Origin of the sequence: Neochlamydia sp. TUME1 (assembly GCF_000813645.1) — a bacterium.
GTDB lineage: Bacteria > Chlamydiota > Chlamydiia > Chlamydiales > Parachlamydiaceae > Neochlamydia.
This window is the reverse complement of the sequence record NZ_JRXI01000054.1, coordinates 1-20,223: the sequence shown is the minus strand read 5'-3', so window position 1 is coordinate 20,223 and position 20,223 is coordinate 1. Positions and strand designations below refer to the sequence as shown.

Genomic DNA, 20,223 nt, shown 5'->3' with positions numbered 1-20,223 from the left:
CCAAATTCTAAGTCAGAATAAGGGGTCATTTCTTCCCTAGCTAGAGAGCCAAAGCCTATCATGGCATATTCACAAGGTGCAGTATCTAATTGATATATGGCTTGTATTACAAGTTGTCCGAAGAAAATTTTTATCTCATGAGCTATCTCATGATAAAGCTCTCTCACCTCTTGGGAAGGAGGATTCTCTGACAGAGTTTGAATTTTCTTCTCTATTTCTTCTCTAAATTTTTTCAATCCGTTGCGATTGCGTTCAAATTGCTTCTCTATTACCACGGAATCAAAAAGTTTGCCTTTACATTGTTTAACGAGTAAATTTTGAACTTGACAGAGCTTATCCTTAAGAATTTTTTGCCGTTGGGGAGGAGCAAGGCGTAAGGCATAATTATAAAGACCTGCCGCTTGCAGAAGTGTTTCCGAAGTTTGCTTTCTCAGATAAATATCGCCTAGTTTTTCTATGCAAAAGCTTTCTTGAAGAGGATCTTTTTCTTGAACAGCCATTTGTAAAGCTTGCGTATAGGTTTGTTCTAATTCTTTTATCTCCTCGTCTGATAAAAGCTCCTGGCAATCCAATGTTTTGAGGGTGTTTTTTAATTCATTTGTAGATAGAGAATTAGAAAAAAGAATATTAGGGGAGATTTTCGACTTTGAAAGAAAAATTTTATCTTGCTTTAAAGGCTTTTGAGCGTAGATAAAATGACCACCTAAATCCACAATAAAAATATAGTCTTGAGGCCTTTTTTCTTGAGGAATAGTTTTCCATTCCTGGGATCTATCTTTTTTAGATGTTAAGCCTACTTTTGAAGAGATAAGCATATCATTAATACCACATCCCAAAGAGTCTTCATTCACTGTAACTAATCTTATAGGAATAGATAAAGCCCGGGCTAATAAATCTCCTTCGCCCAAGCCACTTACCCAACTTCCTTTTTTTATTATTTCTTTCGCCCTTTTACTGTTAGTGTGTTTAAGAATGTCTGAGAGCACTTGCCTTAAATAAGAGAATTTATTACTTTGCTCTTCTAGCAATGGAATCTTCCTAGAAAGCCCTTTATAGCTTCCTAAAAAAGCACTGAAAAAGCAGTCGCCGTCACCTGCAACCCCTTTTAATTCAAAACCTTCTTTATTTAGATAGGCAGCTACAGCATTTACTTTTATTTTTACTGCATCACTAATAACAGTTGAAGGATCATCCCATAAAGATTTAGCTATTTGGGAGGAGCTCCAGGGAGACCGAGAAGGATCCAAGGAATTTGCTTCATTAGCAAGCTGATTATTTGTTGGTAAATTACTTTTAATTTTCTTTAAATGAAGTCTTTTCCATTCATCAGCTTGCTCAATTAATTGCTTCCACTCTTTACAAACACCTCGTGCGTTAGATAGATCTTGCTGACTCAGCTCCTGGAAAATCTTTAAGCTAATTTCTGCATACGGGCCTAGCCCTAGATAAGGCTTTTCTTTTGCTAGTTCCTTAAATGTAGTAAACATAAAAGAGTTAATAGAGAAACTTTCTAAGTTCATAGCTTATCCTCCTTTTATCTAGCTTTATTTTCACCTGCATTTCAAAGCGTCACCTGCTTTATCAACAATTTTTTGAAGAAGCGTTATAATTTGTCAACCTAAATCTAAAAAATGTTTTTTATTGGTATTAGGGCGGACTAGCTGTAGCTAAGTAAGAAGAGAGAGCAAAAAACTCTAGATGTAAGAGGATATCTTACCCCCCTATTTTGTCTTATCCATCTGCTTTATCAAAGATCTAATAGGTTGATGCAAAACAACTTATTTAAGATAATTTTGAGAGAAAAGGGAGGTAAAGATGAGCAATACATACCCTAGCCATTTATCAGATCGTGAATGGGAAGCCATTAAAATTTACTTTGAAGTAGATTACAGCAAAGGAGGCAGGCCCTTTAAACATACAAAAAGAGAATTATTGGAAGCTATTTTTTATGTCTTAAGAACCGGTTGCCAGTGGCATTATCTACCCAAAGACTTTCCTCATTGGAAAACAGTTTACACTTACTTCAAGAGGTGGAAAGGCGCACATTTGTTTGAGAAAATTAATCATCATTTAAGGAAAAAATTAAGAGTTATAATGGGGAGGAACCTCGATCCCAGCGCTGCTATCGTCGATAGCCAGTCAGTTAAAACAGTAAAAAGGGGGGGGGCTCACAGGTTGCGATGGAGCTAAAAAGGTTAAGGGACGTAAAAGGCACATTGTAGTGGATACGCAAGGCTTTTTATTAACATGCTATGTAGGAGCTGCTGACGAAAACGATCAAACAGCCTTAATTAAGCTGTTAGACAAATGCAAAAACCTGTTTTCAACTATCACCAAGGTTTGGGCGGATATGGGCTATCAAGGCACTGCATTAAAGAAAACCTGCAAAGATCAGTATAACATTGACTTTGAGATCGTTAAAAGGCCTCCTCGTAGATTTTGGGTACAGGAGGATAAAATAGAAGAGTTTTTAAAAACCATTGATTTAAGCTTTAAATTCCTGCCCAAGAGGTGGATTGTAGAAAGGACTTTTGCATGGATTGGGCGTAATCGAAGAACTTCTAAAGAGTATGAGTACCTAACAACTACGAGTGAAAATTGGATTTATTTATCGATGATTAGACTGATGTTAAGGCGAATTGATAAGTTAAAAGAGGGGTTTTAAGATATCCTCCTATAAGGAGTTTTAGAAAGATTACGTGCGGACTTTAAATTAAACTCTACCGGCTATCCCTCTAATTTTTTAACTCACCTGGGCATAAGGCGAATAATTAAAAGCAATAAAAAGACAAAGGCAGGATTTAAGAATAAGCAATCCAAGGCTGATATAATAGGTCTTAACATTTACGGTTTTAAACTTGAGATGCTCATACATTTCTCTATGCTATTCCCCTGCCATGCCCTACGAACAGATATCTTTTTATCTTACTCTTCTAAGCTAAAAGAGCACCCTTCTGCAATCAAGCCATCAATATAGCTTAGATGAAAATCGGAATGAAGAAATTTTTTATCATGAAGCATATAGAGATGGAAAGGAATGGTTGAGTCTACGCCGCCGATATGGAACTCTCGTAAGGCTCGTTTTCCTATAGCTATCGCTTCTAAACGATCTTTGCCATGGACAATTAATTTGGCAATCATGGAGTCGTAATTGGGAGGAATTTGATAGCCTGAATAACAAGCACTATCTACGCGAACATGGGGGCCACCAGGAGGTAAATAATATTCAAGTCGTCCAGGAGAAGGTGAAAAATTTGCTGCAGGGTTTTCGGCATTGATGCGAAATTGGATGACATGCCCCTTAAAGTTAATCTCTTCTTGGGCATACCGCAGTTTATTACCCATTGCTACACTCAGTTGCTCTCCAAGAAGATCCACTCCTGTTAGCTCCTCTGTCACCGTATGTTCTACCTGAATCCTTGTATTTACTTCCATAAAATAGAAATGATGATCAGCATCCAATAAAAATTCAACGGTAGCTACCGAATGATAATTAGCCTCTTTAACAACATTAATCGCTGCTTGGCCAATTTTTTGCCTCAATTTGCTATTTAGCAGCGGGCTAGGGGCCTCTTCAATAAGTTTTTGGCGACGCCTTTGAATGGAACAATCTCTCTCTCCAAGGTGAATGTAGTTGCCGTATTTATCTCCAATAACTTGGACTTCAATATGCCGAGGATCAACAATCATCTTCTCTAGGTAGACATCAGGATTACTAAAGCTTGCATCTGCCTCAGCACGTGCAGCAGGAAAAAGACGTATGAATTCTTCTTCACTATAAGCAATGCGTATTCCTTTCCCCCCTCCTCCTGATACGGCTTTAATAAAAATTGGGTATCCAATCTCCTTGGCCACTTCTAGGCCCTCTTTTAGATCACTTACAATCCCCTCGGAGCCAGGAATAACAGGACAGCCAGCCTTTTTTGCCGTGGCCTTAGCCTTAGCTTTATCTCCTAACAATGTGATCGAGGCAGGAGCAGGCCCGATGAAATTTAAGCCGCAACTTTCGCAAATAGAAGCAAAATTAGCATTTTCGCTTAAAAAACCATAGCCTGGATGTATGGCATCTGCTCCTGTTATTTCACAGGCAGAGAGGATGTTAGAGATCTTAAGATAGGATTTAGCAGCAGGAGCTTCGCCGATACAAATGGCTTCATCGGCATGCAACACATGAAGAGCCTCGGCATCTGCTTGTGAATAAACTGCTACTGTTTGTAAGCCTAAATCGTGACAAGCACGGATAATCCTAACGGCAATTTCGCCACGGTTAGCAATAAGAACTTTTTGCATATTTCAATACTACGTAATTCGAAAGAGTTTTGTTCCAAATTCTACAGGATGTCCGTTTTCTACTAGCACTTCCGCCACCGTCCCTGTTGCTCCAGCTTTGATTTCATTCATTACTTTCATAGCTTCTATAATGCAAACTACGCTATTTTTATCAATTTTACTACCTACTTTAACAAAAGGAGGTTCTTCAGGAGAAGGCGTATTATAAAATGTTCCTACCATGGGCGAAGTGACAAAAAATGTATTTGCATCTTCCTTATGCTCTACCGCTTGACCAGGAGGCACTGCCAAAGAAGCCACACTAATATTTGCCCGCCGCAAGGCCTCGTCTGTTTTATTAAAAGTCTCTTCTGGCGACTCAAACATTGACTCGGGAACCTTTATGGTTCCCCCATCGTATCTTTCGATCTCAATTTCAAAGCCTTCTTTTTTGATAGTTACGCGTTTGGTTCCCGTACGTCCCATCGCCCCCATCAATTCCTTTATCTGCTTTAGCTCCACGCAACAATCCTCCCTATACCCTCTGTATGTATTCGTACGAACGCGTGTCTATTTTTATGATATCACCTGCTTCGATAAATGGTGGAACCTCAATTTTAGCCCCGGTCTCTAATAGAGCAGCTTTGGAAGCATTAGCTAATATAGATTTATTTTCTCCTCCTTCCACTTTTGCAACCATCAATTCTAGAAACTGAGGTAGCTCTACAGCAAAAATAGTTTCACCAAAAAAAGAAGCTTTAACTTCTACGCCTTCTTTCAAGTAGTTGATGCTATTGCCTATAATATGTTGAGGAATTAAGATTTGATTAAGGTTTTCAATGTCTAAAAAAAGGTAATCCTTTCCTTCTAAATAAAGAAATTCTAGACGACGTTCTGCTAGATTAACATCTTTAATTGACTGATTTAATTTAAAATTCTTTTCAATCAGTTCATTAGATGTTAAATCGCGTAATTTTGTTTTTATAAAAGGCGTACCCTTGGGTACCATCACTTTTACCGTAGTTTCCACGCGATAAAGTTTGTTATTGATAGAAATTGTCATTCCAGGAGTTAGCTGGTTACTCATAACCATAGACGTTTCTGTCCTTCAGTAAAAAATTTAAGCTATCCTTGACATATTAAGAAACTAGGGCTCAAATGTCAAAGAGAAAAATAGGGACAAAATTTCAAAAAAATTTCTTTTTTCTGGCTCTATAAAACAGTCTCTTTATAGAAACATTAAAAGGTAAGCTGCTTATGTTTCCAAGCGCAATGAAAAAGAGAGGGTAAAACTTTTTTTATCTACTAAGGATGGACTTACGGATTTCCAAGAGTAAAAAAAATTTATTAGGTTCTCTCAAAGGCAGCGTAAGCTTTCTACTCCTTCATGCATGTTAGGGCTCTTAAATAAAAATGTTCCCGCCACTAAAATGTTAGCCCCAGCTTTTACACATAACCTAGCAGTTTCTGGAGTAATTCCTCCATCGACTTGAATATCAAAAGGAGGTAGCTTTTCAGGAAAATCTTCCTTAGCAGTCATCCCCCCTTGGCAAATATCAAGTTTAGTCAAGCATTCACGCGTAAAGCTTATTTTTTCTAGGACCTCGGGCATAAATGTTTGTCCCCCAAAACCTGGATGAACAGTCATAAGCAAGATAAGGTCACACTTATTTAAATATTTAGGAATCATAGAGGCCGACGTCTCAGGGCAAAAAGCTAGGCCTGCTTTAATGTTGCACTTACGAATATATTCCAAAGTTTCATCTACATCTTCGGTAGCCTCGAAGTGGATAGTAATGTTGTCTGCACCTGCTTCAACAAAACGTTCGATATAATCAAAGGGATGGTAAACCATTAAATGAACATCTAAAAACATATTCGTAGCACGATTAATAGCAGCAACAGCTTGTGGCCCCATCGTTAGATTGGGCACAAAATTTCCATCCATGATATCAATATGCAAAGAGTCTGCCCCCGAGTCCTCAATTTTCTTAGCCGTATCTGCCAAATAACCAAAATCACCTGCTAAAATAGAGGTAGCCACTTTTATAGAGTTTGTTTTTATCATTGTTAGTGCCTGGTCAAAATTATGTTCAGGGAGGTTAGCTTAAGCAACACGAGCTTGTCAAGTAATACAATCCATAAGTGATTAATGGATGTTAAACAAGCAGGTAACTAAAGCCCTCTACTTAAATCTCTTCTCGCTGTCCCTTTAACCTTAAGCTAAAAAATGCTAACTAAGCCTATAAATTTTCTTCTTGGCCGCTTCTCTTTTTTTCCAGGGTCACCTCCTTCGATATTAAGAAAAACTTTTAAGCATTTACACAAACTTTATTTAAAAATTTTAAAGCCAAAGCTTGCTATGTCTCCGTGTGAAACTCAAAACAAGAGATTAAACTTAAAGCTTAGGAGACTTTATTATCAAACATGTTGATTACTGCCTTTTGAATAATTGAGCCAAATAATTTTTGCCGTTTTCCATCCAAGCAGCGGTATAGATAACAATTATAATTGACCTCATGCACCTGCATATAGGCAGTGGCAATTTCTGAGGATTTAGCTTGCAAAACATTTAAAGCTTGAGCTAAGTCCTCGCGGTTTAAACGTTCTTCAGATTTCACTATTACATATATATAAGGCGTCTTGACTAATGTTTTCACGTGATAAGAGAGGGGCGGCACCATTTCTTCCTCAATTGTTTCTCTTAACAAGCTAAAAAACATTTTCAAAGTTTCTGCTTCTAAAACGGTGCGCATGACTATAGGGGTAATGGAAAAGAAGAAATTTTCTAATAACAGTTCATTAAAATCAGTCTCTTCTCCAAGGAGCGCTTTTAGCTCGGCTAAAAGTTCATTTTGTTTTGAGATCATTCCTCCGTTAAAATCTCTAAATTCCCCTAAAATTCTTAGCAATTCAAAAACTACACTTTGACGGGCTTTATTTAGATCGATAGAATTATCTCGTCTAATGAAATCATCTTTTGAAATCTTTACAGTGAATACCGTGGCTTCTTTACTATGCTTTCCTCGCAAGTATCCTAGAGTTTTACAACGATCATGCGTATAGTCTAGAAAAGTTTCACTTTTATCAAAAAGTTCTTTTATAGAGGCGCCACTAGGTTCAACCACTCTAACCACAATGATGGTAAATACCAACTTAGAATAAGTTTGCTCATCAAAATTAATGATGACTTGAGGTAAATCCCGTACAAACTTAACTTGACTGCTTAAGCTAAAGATGTTACGCATAATCTCTTCTTCGTTGCGTGGCATGAAGATAGGGTGCACAATATGTTCAATGCTATCTAGTAAATCTACAGGTAAAGTTTTACGCAACTGAGAGACTTCTTGTGAGGTAAATTTCTCTCCCATGCTTTTTTCTATTTCTATATAGAGAGTACAAAAGTTTTCTGGAGAGCGTCGATTATCGATAAAAGAGTTCTCTACCATCAGCGCATTGGGAATATGATTTTGAATCGCTCGAATTAAATGCCGTTTATCAAAAATTTCTTTTTCTCTTAAAAAATTGAAGCCAACAATGATCCCTAGCACCTCCTTATTTTGCTCTTGGTCGCGCAAATAGGTTTTAAATATTTTCAAGAAAAAGTGCCTTTTATTTTGAACTTGAAGCCGATCGAAAAGATATCTTCTAAAAAGATATTGAATGCAGATAATGCGACTAAGATGGCGGCTACTTCGTTGAGATTTAAAATCATCGTGGCATATTACCAACACATGTTGCATCTCTGTTAACAAATCAAAGTCAAAAAACTGAGGTTTACGCTCAATCAAATAGGCGATATTTTCTTGTATAAGAGCCGTTTTTGCATCAATGCTTAAGCCTTTAATTTCTAAAATTCTTTTAGCATAGTAAGAAGAATCCATTCCTAAGCGTATTTCTGCTTCGATAATAGGTAAATTAGCTTTGATCTGTTCTACATCGGAAATTAAATCTAGATGGATAACCACTTTGAACAATCGGTAAATTAATGGGCTTAGAGAAGGAATGCTAAACTCAGAAGAAAATATCATCGATTGATTTAAACGTCGCCCTGGCACTAGCCAATTCGAAAGCATTTCGATAAAAAACTTTAGAGTATGTTTCTGAGATTTGCCAAAATAATAAAAGGTTAGATAGCCAGGAGCCTGGTTTGAAACTAAACTCTTAAGGATAGGAAATTCACTTTCATAACTCTTATTTTTGAAAAAATTTAGAGGAACCATTTTCTTCAATGTGCTATGGATAGCTTCCTTGAATAAATGTATACTTACGTCATTATCTTGATCCTCAACAAGAATCTTTATTTCGGGAAAACACTCATTTTCTTGCATGGTTTAAGCTACTTATAGGCATATATTGTTAAATTTCATCTTCAAACAAATGCTTATCCGGCTGGCAAGAGTCTTCAAAAATTATTGTGCACCTTTCATTTTCTCCCATACCATATGTCTTAAAAGATCTTATCTTCAGGGGCAAATAATTCTTATAGGCCAATTCTATACAACGAGGATGTAATATCTTTCCACCTTTACCAACTACTTCTAAAGCTTGCTTATAAGTAAGCTTTGAATAAAAAACTGCGTGAGGGTTTTTTTTAGGGTCTTCTGCATAAACTCCCGGAACATCTTTAAAAAACTCTACGACTGAGGCTTTTAAAATCACTCCTAGAGCTACTGCTGTAGTATCTGAGCCACCTCGTCCTAAAGTAGTAATTTCTCCTAATCTGCTTACCCCTTGGAATCCTGCTACAATAACGATTTTACCAGAATCTAGCAAGGGCAAAACACGAGTAGGCCGCACATCGATAATTCTTGCTTCCGTATGCTTTGAACAAGTAATAATTCCTGATTGGCTCCCTGTAAAGCTTAAAGCCTCGCATCCTTTAGCGGCCAGGGCCATTGCAAGCAAAGAACAGCTGATTCTTTCTCCTACGGTCACTAGCATATCGTATTCTCGGCGAGGAGGGTCAGGGTTAACTTGCTTAGCTAATGCAATCAAATGATCTGTGGTTTTTCCCATCGCACTTACTACGACTACAAGACGTTGAAAATCTTTTTTTCGTGAAATAATAAGATCGGCTATATAGGAAAAATGCTCAGCAGTAGCTACTGCTGCCCCTCCAAATTTCATTACAAGTGTCTGCATAGGAATAGTTTTTTACTTTTTTATTATTTTTTTTCTGATAAGCTTGAGTTACTTATAAAAAAAAGCCCTCCCATCTGTCAATTTAAATCCTTATATTCCAAAGGCAAATGAAGCAAGATGTATGAATTGGAAAAAATTTTTTGTTTTGAAGCAGCTCACTTTTTAAACCATCATGATGGTAAATGCAAAAGTATGCATGGCCACTCTTATAGTCTCCATGTCATTATCCGAAAGGAATCTTTACAAAAAGAGGGGCCTAAGAAAAACATGGTAATAGATTTTCAAGATCTCGCTGATCTTGTCCAGCCTATGCTAAAAAATATTTAGATCATCAGTGCTTGAATGAGACCCTACAGTCAGATTCTACGACGGTAGAATTTGTGTGCAAATGGATTTATGATTATCTTAAGCCCCTGCTGCCCGAACTGTATGCTATCACCCTTTATGAAACAGCCTCTTCAAAAGCCACTTACTGGATATAAAGCTTTTTTTCAAACAATCTAGATAGCTATGGGTTATTTTTCATTTCAACCTATCAGTGATGAGGGAATATTTAATAAAAAAATTTATTAAATTAAATTAAGCATTTTTTATATTCTTCTAGATTTGGTTTTATCCCTATTTCCTTTCCTGCCCTCTCCTATTTTCACTTTAGTTTTATATATTGCTATTTTTCTTTCACATCTGATATCTTTACTCCATTAGTATGAAAAATAGGAGTAACCTTTAAATGTCTAAAAACCCCCAACACACCTGGAATGAGAGCAAGATCGTCGATGATGTCTCTTACCAGCAAACAGATGCAGAACTTTTTAAAGCTTTATTAGAAGGCCAGTCATCCAATAATAACATTGAAGACAGCACTGCATTAATCCCAGGAACTATCCTCAAGGGAAGGATTGTCGAAATCACAAAAGATCATGTTGTCGTAGATGTAGGCTTAAAATCAGAAGGTCTAGTGCCTATTGAAGAATTCTCTGATCCTTCAAATGTGGTATTAGATGGGGAAGTCGAAGTGCTTCTTGACCAAGCAGAAGATGATAATGGGCAGATTGTACTCTCTCGTGAAAAAGCTGAAAGAATGCGTCAATGGGAATATATTCTTGAACATTGTGAAGAAGGTTCTATTGTCAAAGGCCGTGTCCTCCGTAAAGTTAAAGGTGGTTTAATGGTTGATATCGGAATGGAAGCCTTCTTACCTGGCTCTCAAATCGATAATAAGCGCATTAAAAACCTCGATGAATATCTCGGCAGGACATATGAATTTAAAATCCTTAAAATTAATATTGAACGTAAGAACGTGGTCGTCTCCAGACGTGAGCTTTTAGAAGCAGAAAGAATTTCTAAGAAGGCTGAGCTTTTGGAAAATATTAAAGAAGGTGATGTACGTGATGGGATTGTTAAAAACATTACCGATTTCGGTGTTTTCCTTGACCTCGATGGTATTGATGGCTTATTACATATTACGGATATGACTTGGAAACGTATTAAGCATCCTTCTGAAATGGTTCAACTTGGACAAAAACTTGAAGTGATGATTCTAAGCGTTGATCGCGAAAAAGGTCGGGTGGCTTTAGGTTTAAAACAAAAAGAATCTAACCCTTGGGATCAAATCGAGCAAAAATACCCACCTGGAACGCGTGTAAAAGGTAAGATTGTTAACTTGCTCCCTTATGGTGCCTTTATTGAAATTGAGCCAGGTATTGAAGGCCTTATTCATGTGTCAGAAATGTCATGGGTAAAAAACGTCACCGATCCTAGCGAAGTAGTCAAAAAAGGTGATGATGTGGAAGCTGTAGTCCTTTCGGTGCAAAAAGAGGAAGGGAAAATTTCTTTAGGAATTAAACAAGCGGAACATAACCCTTGGGATGATGTAGAAAAAAGATATCCAGTGGGTACTAACGTTAAAGCAGAGATTCGCAGTTTAACTAACTATGGCGCTTTTGTCGAATTAGAGCCAGGAGTAGAGGGCTTAATACATATTTCGGATCTAAGCTGGATTAAAAAAGTCTCTCACCCTTCTGAAGTTCTCCGTAAAGGCGATGTCGTAGATGCCTGCATCTTATCCGTCGATCGAGATAGCAAGAAAATTACTTTAGGTGTTAAACAATTAAGCAATAACCCTTGGGAAAGCATCGAGAAAACGATGCCGGTGGGATCTTTAGTTAAAGGAAAAGTAACTAAAATTACTGCATTTGGAGCTTTTGTAGAACTCGATAGCGGTATTGAAGGACTCATCCATGTCACTGAATTATCTGATCAGACCTTTGGTAAAGTTGAAGATGTTGTTTCTAAAGGAGACGATGTAACAGCTAAGGTGATTAAATTAGATCCTGAGCATAAAAAGATTGCTCTTTCTATTAAGGAATATTTAATTGATCAAAATCACACCAGTCATGACGACATCATTTTAACTTCCAATAAACGCAAAAAGAAATCTTCTGAAAAAGATAGAGAAGATAGCGAAGATTAGAATACGTTCTGAATCGCATCCAATCGGTAGAAAAGCTAGCTTTTCTACCGATTAACGCACCTTACATAGATAAAAACCCTCTTGTAAGTTGCTTTACAAATCTTCTTTAATATATAATTCCTATCTTAAGAATTTGAGGCAAAAAAAACGATGAATAAAGATCTCATAGCTATTTTTGAGTACCTAGAAAGAGAAAAAGGCATTAAGCGAGAAATCGTAATCAGCGCCATAGAAGAATCTCTTCGTGCCGCCGCCCGTAAAAGTATTAGCGGAGCCTCAAATGTTACTGTGACTATTCATCCCAAAACAGGTAATATTGACGTTTACTGTGAAAAAGAAATTGTAGATGAAGTAGAAGTGCCTGCTCAAGAAATTTCATTAGAAGAAGCTCGCGAAATTGATCCTGAGAGCCAAGTGGGCCAATTTATTGATGTAATAGCCACTCCTAGAGATTTTGGTCGCATTGCGGCTCAAAAAGCACGCCAAATTATTACTCAAAAGTTGCGTGGGGCGGAGCGCGATGTGATTTATGAAGAGTATCGCCATCGTGTAAATGAATTAATTTCTGGTACTGTCAAACGCTTTGTCCGAGGAGCTAATTTAATTATTGATTTAGGTAAAGTAGAAGCGTTAATGCCAATGAAGCACTATCCTAAAACTGAAAAATATAATCTTGGAGATAAAGTTTTAGCTTTGCTGTTAGAAGTTAATGATACGGAGAATGGCGGCGCAGAAGTTATTCTCTCGCGTAGCCATCCAGAATTCGTTCGTCAATTGCTAATCCAGGAAGTACCTGAAATTAATGATAATATTGTGATTATCGACAAAATCGCTCGTGATCCCGGCTACCGAACTAAATTGACTGTTCGTTCTACAGATCCTAAAGTTGACCCAGTAGGTGCTTGTGTAGGCATGCGTGGGGTGCGTGTTAAAAATGTAGTCAGAGAATTACATAATGAGAAAATTGATATTATTCCTTTTTCCGCCGACCCTATTGAGCTTTTGCAGAATGCTCTATCGCCAATCGAGATTCGTAAAATCAATATTAGCGAAGACGATCAGACGATCTCTATCGTCGTGGACGACGAAGATTTTGCCGCTGTGATTGGTAAAAAAGGAATGAATGCAAGGCTTAACAGCGAATTGATTGGTTATGAGCTAGAAGTGCAACGGATGACGGATTACAATCGCACCATGGCTTTACAGCGCACAGAGCTAGCCGAATCCGATGATCCTTCTCTCAACGAGCCTTTAGAAGAGATCGATGGTCTTAACAATCTGATTTTCCAACATCTGATTGCCGAAGGCTACACTACTCTCAAATCTCTCTTGATTGCAACTCCAGAAGAATTGGCAAAAATTCCTGGCATAAGCCTAGATACCGCCGATAAGATTATAGAACAAATTAGAAAACAAAGGATAGAAAGCCTTGGCAAAAAACCTGAAGCTAACAATTAAAAACACTCAAATTGCTGAAGCCATCAATTTAGGTAAACTTAAAAGCAAGATCGCAGCAAATAAGGCTTTAGAAGATAAAGAAGAAAAGCCTGTAAAAAAAAGTGCGCTGACTAAAGCACCTAAAGCAGAATTAAATGAATCTACGAAAAACGCTTCAGCTCATTCTCCAGCTAAGGAAGAAGCTACGCCTCGAATCCGCGCGCGTTCTAAATCTGCTTTTGCTGAAGGCTCTGCCCCTGAAGCTAAGCCTAAGGTAGAATTTGCGGAAACCTCAAGAGCAGGTGAAGCTGAAGATACCGAGGAAGAAGGCATTAAAGTTAAAAAATCTAGTGAAGAGCTGCGTAAAGAAATTTTTGCTGAAGAACTGGTAGAGCTATCTGAGAAAAAGATTTTTGAAGAAAAGCCAGCGTCGGAAGAAGCTTTTTCTGAAGCTGGTAAAAATGAAAAACCTCCTACTCCTGCTGAAGAGTCCCCTCTTATTGCAAAGGCATTAATTCCTTCTCGAGAAGAAAAACCTGTAGCAGTATCTCGCCAAGAAGCTCCTATACCTGCAATTAAGCCTATACCAGAATATGTCAAGCTAGGGCCTACAGGTCGACATGTTAAGGATCTTTTACCTCGAAAGCCAGCTCCACGGCCTGCTTATGTTCCTCCTCAGGCACCTCACAAACATAAAGGAGAAGCAGCTTCTGCTCTGGATAAAGAAGCAGCAGCCAAAGCTGCGAAAGACAAATTTAAGCCCAAAGAGGGTGAAGAAGTTGCTGTTAGCGATGAAAGTCTTCCTAAGAAAACTTTTCCAGGCAAAGCTAAAGAATTTCGTGATCTAAAACCTACCCGGCGTCTTGAACCCACGCGAGCATTTGATGCACGTGATCGACAAGGCTTGCGAGCAGACGATGACACTTCTCAATGGAGAAAAAAACGCAACAGACAGATCAAGCAAGTTCAGGAAGATACCACTATTCGGCCTACTGCGCTCAAAATTAGAACTCCTATTAGCATTAAAGATTTAGCTGCTGAAATGAAGTTAAAGTCCTCCCAGCTAATCTCTAAATTGTTCATGCAAGGGCTTGTCGTTACTCTTAATGATCTGCTAGAAGATGAGACCACTATTCAACTACTAGGTCATGAATTTGGATGTGAAATTAGCATTGATACCTCGGAAGAAAAAAGGATCCGCATTACTGATCAAAGTGCTAGCGAAGAGATCAAACAAACATCTCCAGAAAAGCTACACATCAGGGCACCTGTAGTTGCCTTCATGGGACATGTAGACCATGGTAAAACCAGCTTAATTGACGCAATAAGAAGCAGCAACCGTGCAGCTGGCGAAGCAGGAGCTATTACTCAACATATCGGAGCGTTTAAATGCCAAACGGCGGTTGGAGAAATTTGCATTCTCGATACTCCAGGACACGAAGCCTTTTCAGCTATGCGTGCCCGCGGTGCGGATGTCACTGATATCGTCGTGTTAGTCGTAGCCGGTGACGAAGGCCTTCGCCAACAAACAGTGGAAGCCATCCAGCATGCTCGTGAAGCAAAAGTCACCATCGTGGTAGCTATTAACAAATGTGATAAGCCTAATTTTAATGTTGAAAATGTCTACCGCCAACTTGCAGAGCAAGAACTTCTCCCAGAAGCATGGGGCGGGCAAACTATTACTGTTAATTGCTCCGCAGTCACTAAAGAAGGAATTAACACGCTGCTAGAAATGTTGGCCTTGCAAGCAGAAGTGTTGGAACTGCGTGCAGATCCTACTAACCGGGCGCGAGGACGTGTCCTAGAATCTGAAATGCATAAAGGCATGGGCGCTATGGCTACTATGCTGATTCAGAATGGAACTTTAAAAATAGGCGACTCTCTTGTATTTGATCAATACTGGGGACGTGTTAAAACTATGCAAGATGAATATGGACATAATATTCAGCAAGCGGGACCTTCAACGCCTGTAGCCATTACAGGTCTTTCGGGTCTTCCAGAAGCAGGCCAAGAGTTCATTGTAGTTAAAAATGAAAAAGAAGCTCGTGAGATTGCTGAAGCTCGTATGGTGGGTATGCGTCAAAATAACTTGCTTAAAAAGAAGCTCTCCATGGAAAACTTGATGATGCAAGCTTCAGAGCCTTCTAAGAAAATTCTTAATATTATCTTACGTGCTGACGTACAAGGCTCTCTTGAAGCCCTAAAAGTAGGGCTGTTAAAGATCTACTCGAAAAAAGCCGAGGTTAATATTATTTCTGCAGGAGTAGGAGAAGTTTCGGAGTCAGACGTACAAATGGCTGCGACCTCCAAAGCGGTCATTATAGGCTTCCACACCCAGATTGAGAGTCATGCGGATGCCCTTATTAGACAACATGGAGTACAGGTTAAAATGCATGACATCATTTACCATGCTATTGATGATGCTAAAGCCATGCTCGTAGATCTGTTAGATAAGATTGCTATTGAAACAGAAAAAGGAAAGTTCCAGGTAAAAGCACTCTTTAAGTCTTCCCACTATGGGCAAATAGCCGGGGGAATTGTTACTGAAGGAGCGATTAATCGTAATAACCAGATGCGCATTATACGCAATGGTCAGCTGATTGGAAAATCATCGATTTCCTCAATAAAACGCGTAAAAGACGATGTACGAGAAGTTCAAAAAGGCCTTGAATGTGGTATAGTTCTTTCCAATTTTGATACCGCACAAGAAGGCGATGTATTTGAAGCGTACGAAGTTACTTACATTACCCAAGAATTATAAGATTCTTTATAGAGGCAGATAGATCATGGCAAAACAACGCACGGATAGACTTAATTCCCTACTTAAAGAAGTTATCTCAGATGTTATTCGTAAAGACGTGCGCAACCCGCACGTCAATGAGCTTATGACGGTCACAAGGGTAGAGATTACTAAAGACTTACACCATGCCAAAGTATTTGTCAGCGTGATTGGCAATCAAGAGGAAAAAGACCAGACTATCCATGCTCTTGAAACAGCAGCAGGGTTTATCGCGGTCACAGCCTCAAAAAAAGTGGTCATGCGTTATTTTCCAGAGCTTCACTTTAAGCTTGATGATAGCGTAGATAAGCATATGCGTATCGAGCAGCTCCTCGAAAAAATTAGTAGTGAGCGTGAGTCGCGAGGCAATGATTAATCGTTCAGCAAGCTCGATGATTCCTGACCCTCAAGGTATTTTGCTTATAGATAAGCCTATAGGCAAAACATCTTTTAGCCTCGTAGCCGCATTAAGGCGTATTCTAGGAGTACGTAAAATCGGTCACGCCGGTACGCTCGATCCTTTTGCCACAGGCGTCATGGTTTTGCTCATCGGGCGCAACATGACTAAGCTTTCCGATCGATTTCTATGCGAGGATAAAGAATACCTTGCTCAAGTGCATTTGGGAGAAGCTACTGATACCTACGATTGTGAAGGAACTATCACTTTCCAATCCCCTCTTGTTCCTACTCCCTCTGAAATTAAGGCTATTATCCAAGATTTTCAAGGAGAAATACAACAAATTCCCCCTATGCATTCTGCCAAAAAAGTTAATGGAAAAAAACTTTATGAACTGGCTAGACAAGGAAAAGTTATAGAACGCCAACCTGCCACAGTGACTCTGCAAATAGAGATATTAGATTATCACTATCCTTATCTAAATCTTCGGGTGAAATGTTCTAAAGGTACCTACATACGTAGCTTAGCTGACGATATAGGTAAAAAGCTAGGATGCGGGGCTCATCTTTCCAATCTTAAAAGGACGCGTAGCGGGCCCTTTAAAGTCGAAGATTGTTTAGATGGCAGTCAATTATTTATTGCCTCCCCTGATGCTCAAGAAATTAGCAAAGCTCTTTTTTACCCTGCTCTATAGTATATTTCCTAAAACTTTTTTAGCTAATCAGTTATAATTAGCTCCAGAAAAATTCTAATAGACAGCTTATAAGCCATTTATGTTAAAAGATTCTTGCTTTTATCAACCTATCATCCTCATTAATAGCCTTACCAAAAAATTATATTTATTTGCATGAAAATGTTTTATATGTATGTTGTAGGCAAAGCCCTTACAAAGGAAAAAAAGGCTGTTTTTAAACCTAATTACCAACCTAAAGATTAATAAATTCTTCATTATTTTTTGAACTATGAAACTCATTCACGAACTTCCATCTACATCGCTTTTCTCTACCTCTTCTGTTCTTACCTTAGGCAATTTTGATGGCATGCACATTGGGCATCAAACCATCATCAAAAAAGTAGTGGAAACTGCTAAAAAACAACACCAGGCCAGTGTAGTTTTATCCTTTGAAAATCACCCTTCCGAGGTCCTTTATCCTGATAGGCCGGTAAATAAAATCTGCACTAATGAACATAAAATTCAGCTGATCAAAAATATGGGTGTAGATTTATTAATCTTGCTTAAATTTACTAAAGAATTTTCAGAGCAAAGTGCTGAACAATTTATCCATCATTTGCAAACTCTCCTCCCCTTTTCTCATCTTATCCTTGGATGGGACGCTACGTTAGGAAAAGATAGAAAAGGCAATAAGGAAACCATTAAAGGTATTGCAGAAAGAGAACATTTTAGTGTGGAATACATCGAACAGCAAACTGTCAACGAAGTTGCTGTTTCTAGCTCCCTGATTCGTAAATTCATTCAAGAAGGGCGATTAGAGACCGCCCAGAAGCTCCTAGGACGCCCTTATAGTGTCTTATCTACCGTTTATAGAGGTCTAGGAAAAGGAAAACAGCTAGACTGCCCTACAGCCAACTTGGACGTCAAAAATTTGTGTATTCCTCCTTTAGGAGTCTATGCTGTTAATATCTTTGTCGATCAGCAGCTGTTTAAAGGCGTGGCGAATCTAGGGATCGCACCTACCGTCCGTGAAGATAAAGTCCCTCTTTTAGAAGCTCATATTTTTGATTATGAGGCTGATCTGTATGGTAAAACTATCGAAGTTATTCTTACTTCTTATTTAAGGCCTGAAAAAAAGTTTGCTAGCCTTGAAGAATTAAAGCTACAAATTCAACAAGACATCTTAAAAGCTAGATCTCTTGGTTAAATTTAAATAAAGAAAGTACTTTATTTATTTTCCTTTTAGCTTGCTATAGCCTTAAAGGAAGAAAAAATATTAAAACTTAGTAAAACATCTTATACGCTTTAAAAAACTCAGTCTACATATCCAACTTTCTGAAATCTGCCTTTCAACTTAACAAGAGGGGCTTTATAAAGTATGGGGCTGCATAAGAAGTAGCTCAAAAGCATATTATATTTTCTCTTCTTAATCACACATACCCTTCCCTGATGCTAACAATAGTGAAAAAATATTTTTAAGATTTAGATTGACAAGTTATAACGCCTAGCTAAAAGCTTGTAAGTAAAGCATGTAATGCTTTGAAGTGCATGTGAAAATAAAACTAGATAAAAGAAGGATAAGCTTATGAACTTAGAGACCCTTCGTATTCGCCCTTTTATATTTCCTGCGTTTGAGCAACAACAAGAACAATCTAACCCTTTTATAAGAGACACTAGCGTTTATGGAGAAATTGCTTTAATAATATTCAAAAAGCTAGGGCTACTAGATTCGTGCCAAGCTAGACTAGTTTGTAAAGACTGGAAGCAGCTAATTAAACAAACTAATGAATGGCAAGAGCCCTCTTCAAAGGGGCTTAAAGATAATTTACCTAGACACCATTCGCAGACCACTGCTAAAAAAAAACTTTTAACATCCTCTCTCCGACGCTGGAGCCCCTCCCAAATAGCTAAATCTTTATGGTATAATCCTGCAACTATCATTAGTAATTCAGTAGAAATAAAAGTAAATGCTGTAGCTACCTACTTGCATAAAGAAGGTTTTGAATTAAAAGGGGTTGCAGGTGACGGTGACTGCTTTTTTAGCGCATTTTTAGGAAGCTATGAAGGGCTTTCTAGGAAGATTCCTGTACTAGACGAGCAAAACGATAAAATCTTTTATTTAAGGCACGTGCTCTCAGACATTTATAGGCACGTTAACAGTAAAAGAGCAAAAGAAATAAGAGAAAAAGGAAGTTGGGTTAGTGGCTTGGGCGAAGGAGATTTATTAGCCCAGGCTTTATCTATTCCTATAAGATTAGTTACAGTGAATGAAGACTCTTTGGGATGTGGTATTAATGATATGCTTATCTCTTCAAAAGTAGGCTTAACATCTAAAAAAGATAGATCCCAGGAATGGGAAACTATTCCTCAAGAAGAAAGGCGTCAAGACTATATTTTTATTGTGGATTTAGGTGGTCATTTTATCTATGCTCAAAAGCCCTTAAAGCAAGATAAAACTCTTCTTTTAAAGTCGAAAATCTCTTCTAATATTCTTTTTTCTAATTCGCTATCTACAAATGAATTAGAAAACACCCTCAAAACATTGGAAAGCCAGGAGCTTTTATCAGACGAGAAGATAAAAGAATTAGAACAAACTTATACGCAAGCTTTACAAATTGCTGTCCGAGAGAAAGATCCTATTCAAGAAAGCTTTTGCATAGAAGAATTAGGTGACATTTATCTAGGAAAACAAACGTCTGAAACGCTTCTGCAAGCGGCAGGTCTTTATAATTATGCCTTACGTCTAGTTCCTCAAGAGCGTCTAAAAGTTCTTAGAACTAGACTTTCTCAAGTACAAAATTTACTCGTTAAACAATGTAAAGGCAAACCTTTTGATCCCCTGGTAATAGTGAAACAATTTGAACGCAATCGCAGCGAATTGAAAAAATTTAGAGAAGAAATAGAGAAGAAAATTCAAACTCTCCTAGAGAACCCTTCTTCCCAAGAGGTGAGAGAGCTTTATGGTGAGATAGCTCAACACATAAAAATTTTCTTCGGACAACTTGTAATACAAGCCGTGCATCAATTAGATACTGCGCCTTGTGAGTATG

At 38.1% G+C, this 20,223-nt stretch carries 16 protein-coding genes and 1 pseudogene; 10 read left to right on the top strand and 7 right to left on the bottom strand.

The window, feature by feature from the left end; translation table 11 throughout:
- Positions 1–1,520, bottom strand: a 1,520-nt coding sequence (locus tag DB41_RS02455; protein ID WP_039383910.1) for an F-box-like domain-containing protein, incomplete at its 3' end; no start/stop codon positions are given.
- Positions 1,521–1,815: 295 nt separating this feature from the next.
- On the opposite strand from DB41_RS02455, the gene DB41_RS11160 reads away from it, so the two are divergent.
- Positions 1,816–2,665, top strand: a protein-coding gene (locus tag DB41_RS11160; RefSeq protein WP_155117543.1) for an IS5 family transposase whose coding sequence is annotated in 2 segments (ribosomal slippage) — positions 1,816–2,181 and positions 2,183–2,665 — 849 coding nt in all. Because the reading frame shifts where the segments join, the coding sequence is not laid out codon by codon here.
- A gap of 260 nt (positions 2,666–2,925) precedes the next feature.
- On the opposite strand, the gene accC is transcribed toward DB41_RS11160, so the two are convergent.
- The 6 genes from accC to DB41_RS02410 form a co-directional block, all read right to left on the bottom strand.
- Positions 2,926–4,290: an acetyl-CoA carboxylase biotin carboxylase subunit gene (gene accC / locus DB41_RS02440; RefSeq protein WP_039383906.1), complete on the bottom strand. Its 1,365-nt coding sequence runs from the start codon at positions 4,288–4,290 to the stop codon at positions 2,926–2,928.
- A gap of 9 nt (positions 4,291–4,299) precedes the next feature.
- Positions 4,300–4,791 carry an acetyl-CoA carboxylase biotin carboxyl carrier protein gene (accB, locus tag DB41_RS02435; protein WP_039383904.1) on the bottom strand — a complete coding sequence of 164 codons (492 nt, stop codon included), beginning with the start codon at positions 4,789–4,791 and terminating at the stop codon, positions 4,300–4,302.
- Positions 4,792–4,804: 13 nt separating this feature from the next.
- On the bottom strand, positions 4,805–5,362 hold the full coding sequence (locus DB41_RS02430; RefSeq protein WP_039383902.1) for an elongation factor P: 558 nt from the start codon (positions 5,360–5,362) through the stop codon (positions 4,805–4,807).
- A 264-nt stretch (positions 5,363–5,626) separates the two neighbouring features.
- Positions 5,627–6,337, bottom strand: a complete 711-nt coding sequence (gene rpe, locus DB41_RS02425) for a ribulose-phosphate 3-epimerase (RefSeq protein ID WP_039383900.1) — start codon at positions 6,335–6,337, stop codon at positions 5,627–5,629.
- A gap of 337 nt (positions 6,338–6,674) precedes the next feature.
- The gene (locus DB41_RS02415) at positions 6,675–8,600 is read right to left on the bottom strand and encodes a hypothetical protein (protein WP_039383896.1); all 1,926 of its coding nucleotides are present in this window, start codon (positions 8,598–8,600) and stop codon (positions 6,675–6,677) included.
- 28 nt (positions 8,601–8,628) lie between these two features.
- Positions 8,629–9,414, bottom strand: a complete 786-nt coding sequence (locus tag DB41_RS02410; RefSeq protein WP_052243811.1) for an aspartate kinase — start codon at positions 9,412–9,414, stop codon at positions 8,629–8,631.
- Between the two features lie 117 nt (positions 9,415–9,531).
- Between DB41_RS02410 and DB41_RS12795 the strand changes: the two genes are divergently transcribed.
- From DB41_RS12795 to DB41_RS02370, 9 genes and pseudogenes are all read left to right on the top strand, one after another.
- Positions 9,532–9,741: a 6-carboxytetrahydropterin synthase gene (locus tag DB41_RS12795; RefSeq protein WP_052243810.1), complete on the top strand. Its 210-nt coding sequence runs from the start codon at positions 9,532–9,534 to the stop codon at positions 9,739–9,741.
- A 5-nt stretch (positions 9,742–9,746) separates the two neighbouring features.
- Positions 9,747–9,896, top strand: a pseudogene (locus DB41_RS12790) (6-pyruvoyl tetrahydropterin synthase family protein); the annotation flags it as partial.
- A gap of 248 nt (positions 9,897–10,144) precedes the next feature.
- Positions 10,145–11,887: a 30S ribosomal protein S1 gene (rpsA, locus tag DB41_RS02400; protein WP_039383894.1), complete on the top strand. Its 1,743-nt coding sequence runs from the start codon at positions 10,145–10,147 to the stop codon at positions 11,885–11,887.
- 150 nt (positions 11,888–12,037) lie between these two features.
- Positions 12,038–13,345, top strand: a complete 1,308-nt coding sequence (nusA, locus tag DB41_RS02395) for a transcription termination factor NusA (RefSeq protein ID WP_039383892.1) — start codon at positions 12,038–12,040, stop codon at positions 13,343–13,345.
- Complete coding sequence (gene infB / locus DB41_RS02390) at positions 13,317–16,085, top strand: translation initiation factor IF-2 (RefSeq protein WP_039383890.1); 2,769 nt, start codon at positions 13,317–13,319, stop codon at positions 16,083–16,085. The genes nusA and infB overlap by 29 nt, the downstream gene beginning before the upstream one ends.
- Before the next feature lie 25 nt (positions 16,086–16,110).
- Positions 16,111–16,479 carry a 30S ribosome-binding factor RbfA gene (gene rbfA, locus DB41_RS02385; RefSeq protein WP_039383888.1) on the top strand — a complete coding sequence of 123 codons (369 nt, stop codon included), beginning with the start codon at positions 16,111–16,113 and terminating at the stop codon, positions 16,477–16,479.
- Positions 16,480–16,495: 16 nt separating this feature from the next.
- Positions 16,496–17,194 carry a tRNA pseudouridine(55) synthase TruB gene (gene truB / locus DB41_RS02380; protein WP_039383912.1) on the top strand — a complete coding sequence of 233 codons (699 nt, stop codon included), beginning with the start codon at positions 16,496–16,498 and terminating at the stop codon, positions 17,192–17,194.
- Positions 17,195–17,462: 268 nt separating this feature from the next.
- Entirely contained in the window at positions 17,463–18,380 is a 918-nt protein-coding gene (locus DB41_RS02375; RefSeq protein ID WP_039383886.1) for a bifunctional riboflavin kinase/FAD synthetase, read from the top strand.
- Positions 18,381–18,758: 378 nt separating this feature from the next.
- A partial coding sequence (locus DB41_RS02370) for an F-box protein (RefSeq protein WP_039383884.1) occupies positions 18,759–20,223 on the top strand: 1,465 nt, incomplete at its 3' end.

Excerpts from the sequence above, each read along its gene's own strand:
- accC (WP_039383906.1), bottom strand. The coding sequence starts at position 4,290 with ATGCAAAAAGTTCTTATTGCTAACCGTGGCGAAATTGCCGTTAGGATT.
- DB41_RS02430 (WP_039383902.1), bottom strand. The coding sequence starts at position 5,362 with ATGGTTATGAGTAACCAGCTAACTCCTGGAATGACAATTTCTATCAAT.
- rpe (WP_039383900.1), bottom strand. The coding sequence starts at position 6,337 with ATGATAAAAACAAACTCTATAAAAGTGGCTACCTCTATTTTAGCAGGT.
- DB41_RS02415 (WP_039383896.1), bottom strand. The coding sequence starts at position 8,600 with ATGCAAGAAAATGAGTGTTTTCCCGAAATAAAGATTCTTGTTGAGGAT.
- DB41_RS02410 (WP_052243811.1), bottom strand. The coding sequence starts at position 9,414 with ATGCAGACACTTGTAATGAAATTTGGAGGGGCAGCAGTAGCTACTGCT.
- DB41_RS12795 (WP_052243810.1), top strand. The coding sequence starts at position 9,532 with ATGTATGAATTGGAAAAAATTTTTTGTTTTGAAGCAGCTCACTTTTTA.
- rpsA (WP_039383894.1), top strand. The coding sequence starts at position 10,145 with ATGTCTAAAAACCCCCAACACACCTGGAATGAGAGCAAGATCGTCGAT.
- nusA (WP_039383892.1), top strand. The coding sequence starts at position 12,038 with ATGAATAAAGATCTCATAGCTATTTTTGAGTACCTAGAAAGAGAAAAA.
- rbfA (WP_039383888.1), top strand. The coding sequence starts at position 16,111 with ATGGCAAAACAACGCACGGATAGACTTAATTCCCTACTTAAAGAAGTT.
- truB (WP_039383912.1), top strand. The coding sequence starts at position 16,496 with ATGATTCCTGACCCTCAAGGTATTTTGCTTATAGATAAGCCTATAGGC.
- DB41_RS02375 (WP_039383886.1), top strand. The coding sequence starts at position 17,463 with ATGAAACTCATTCACGAACTTCCATCTACATCGCTTTTCTCTACCTCT.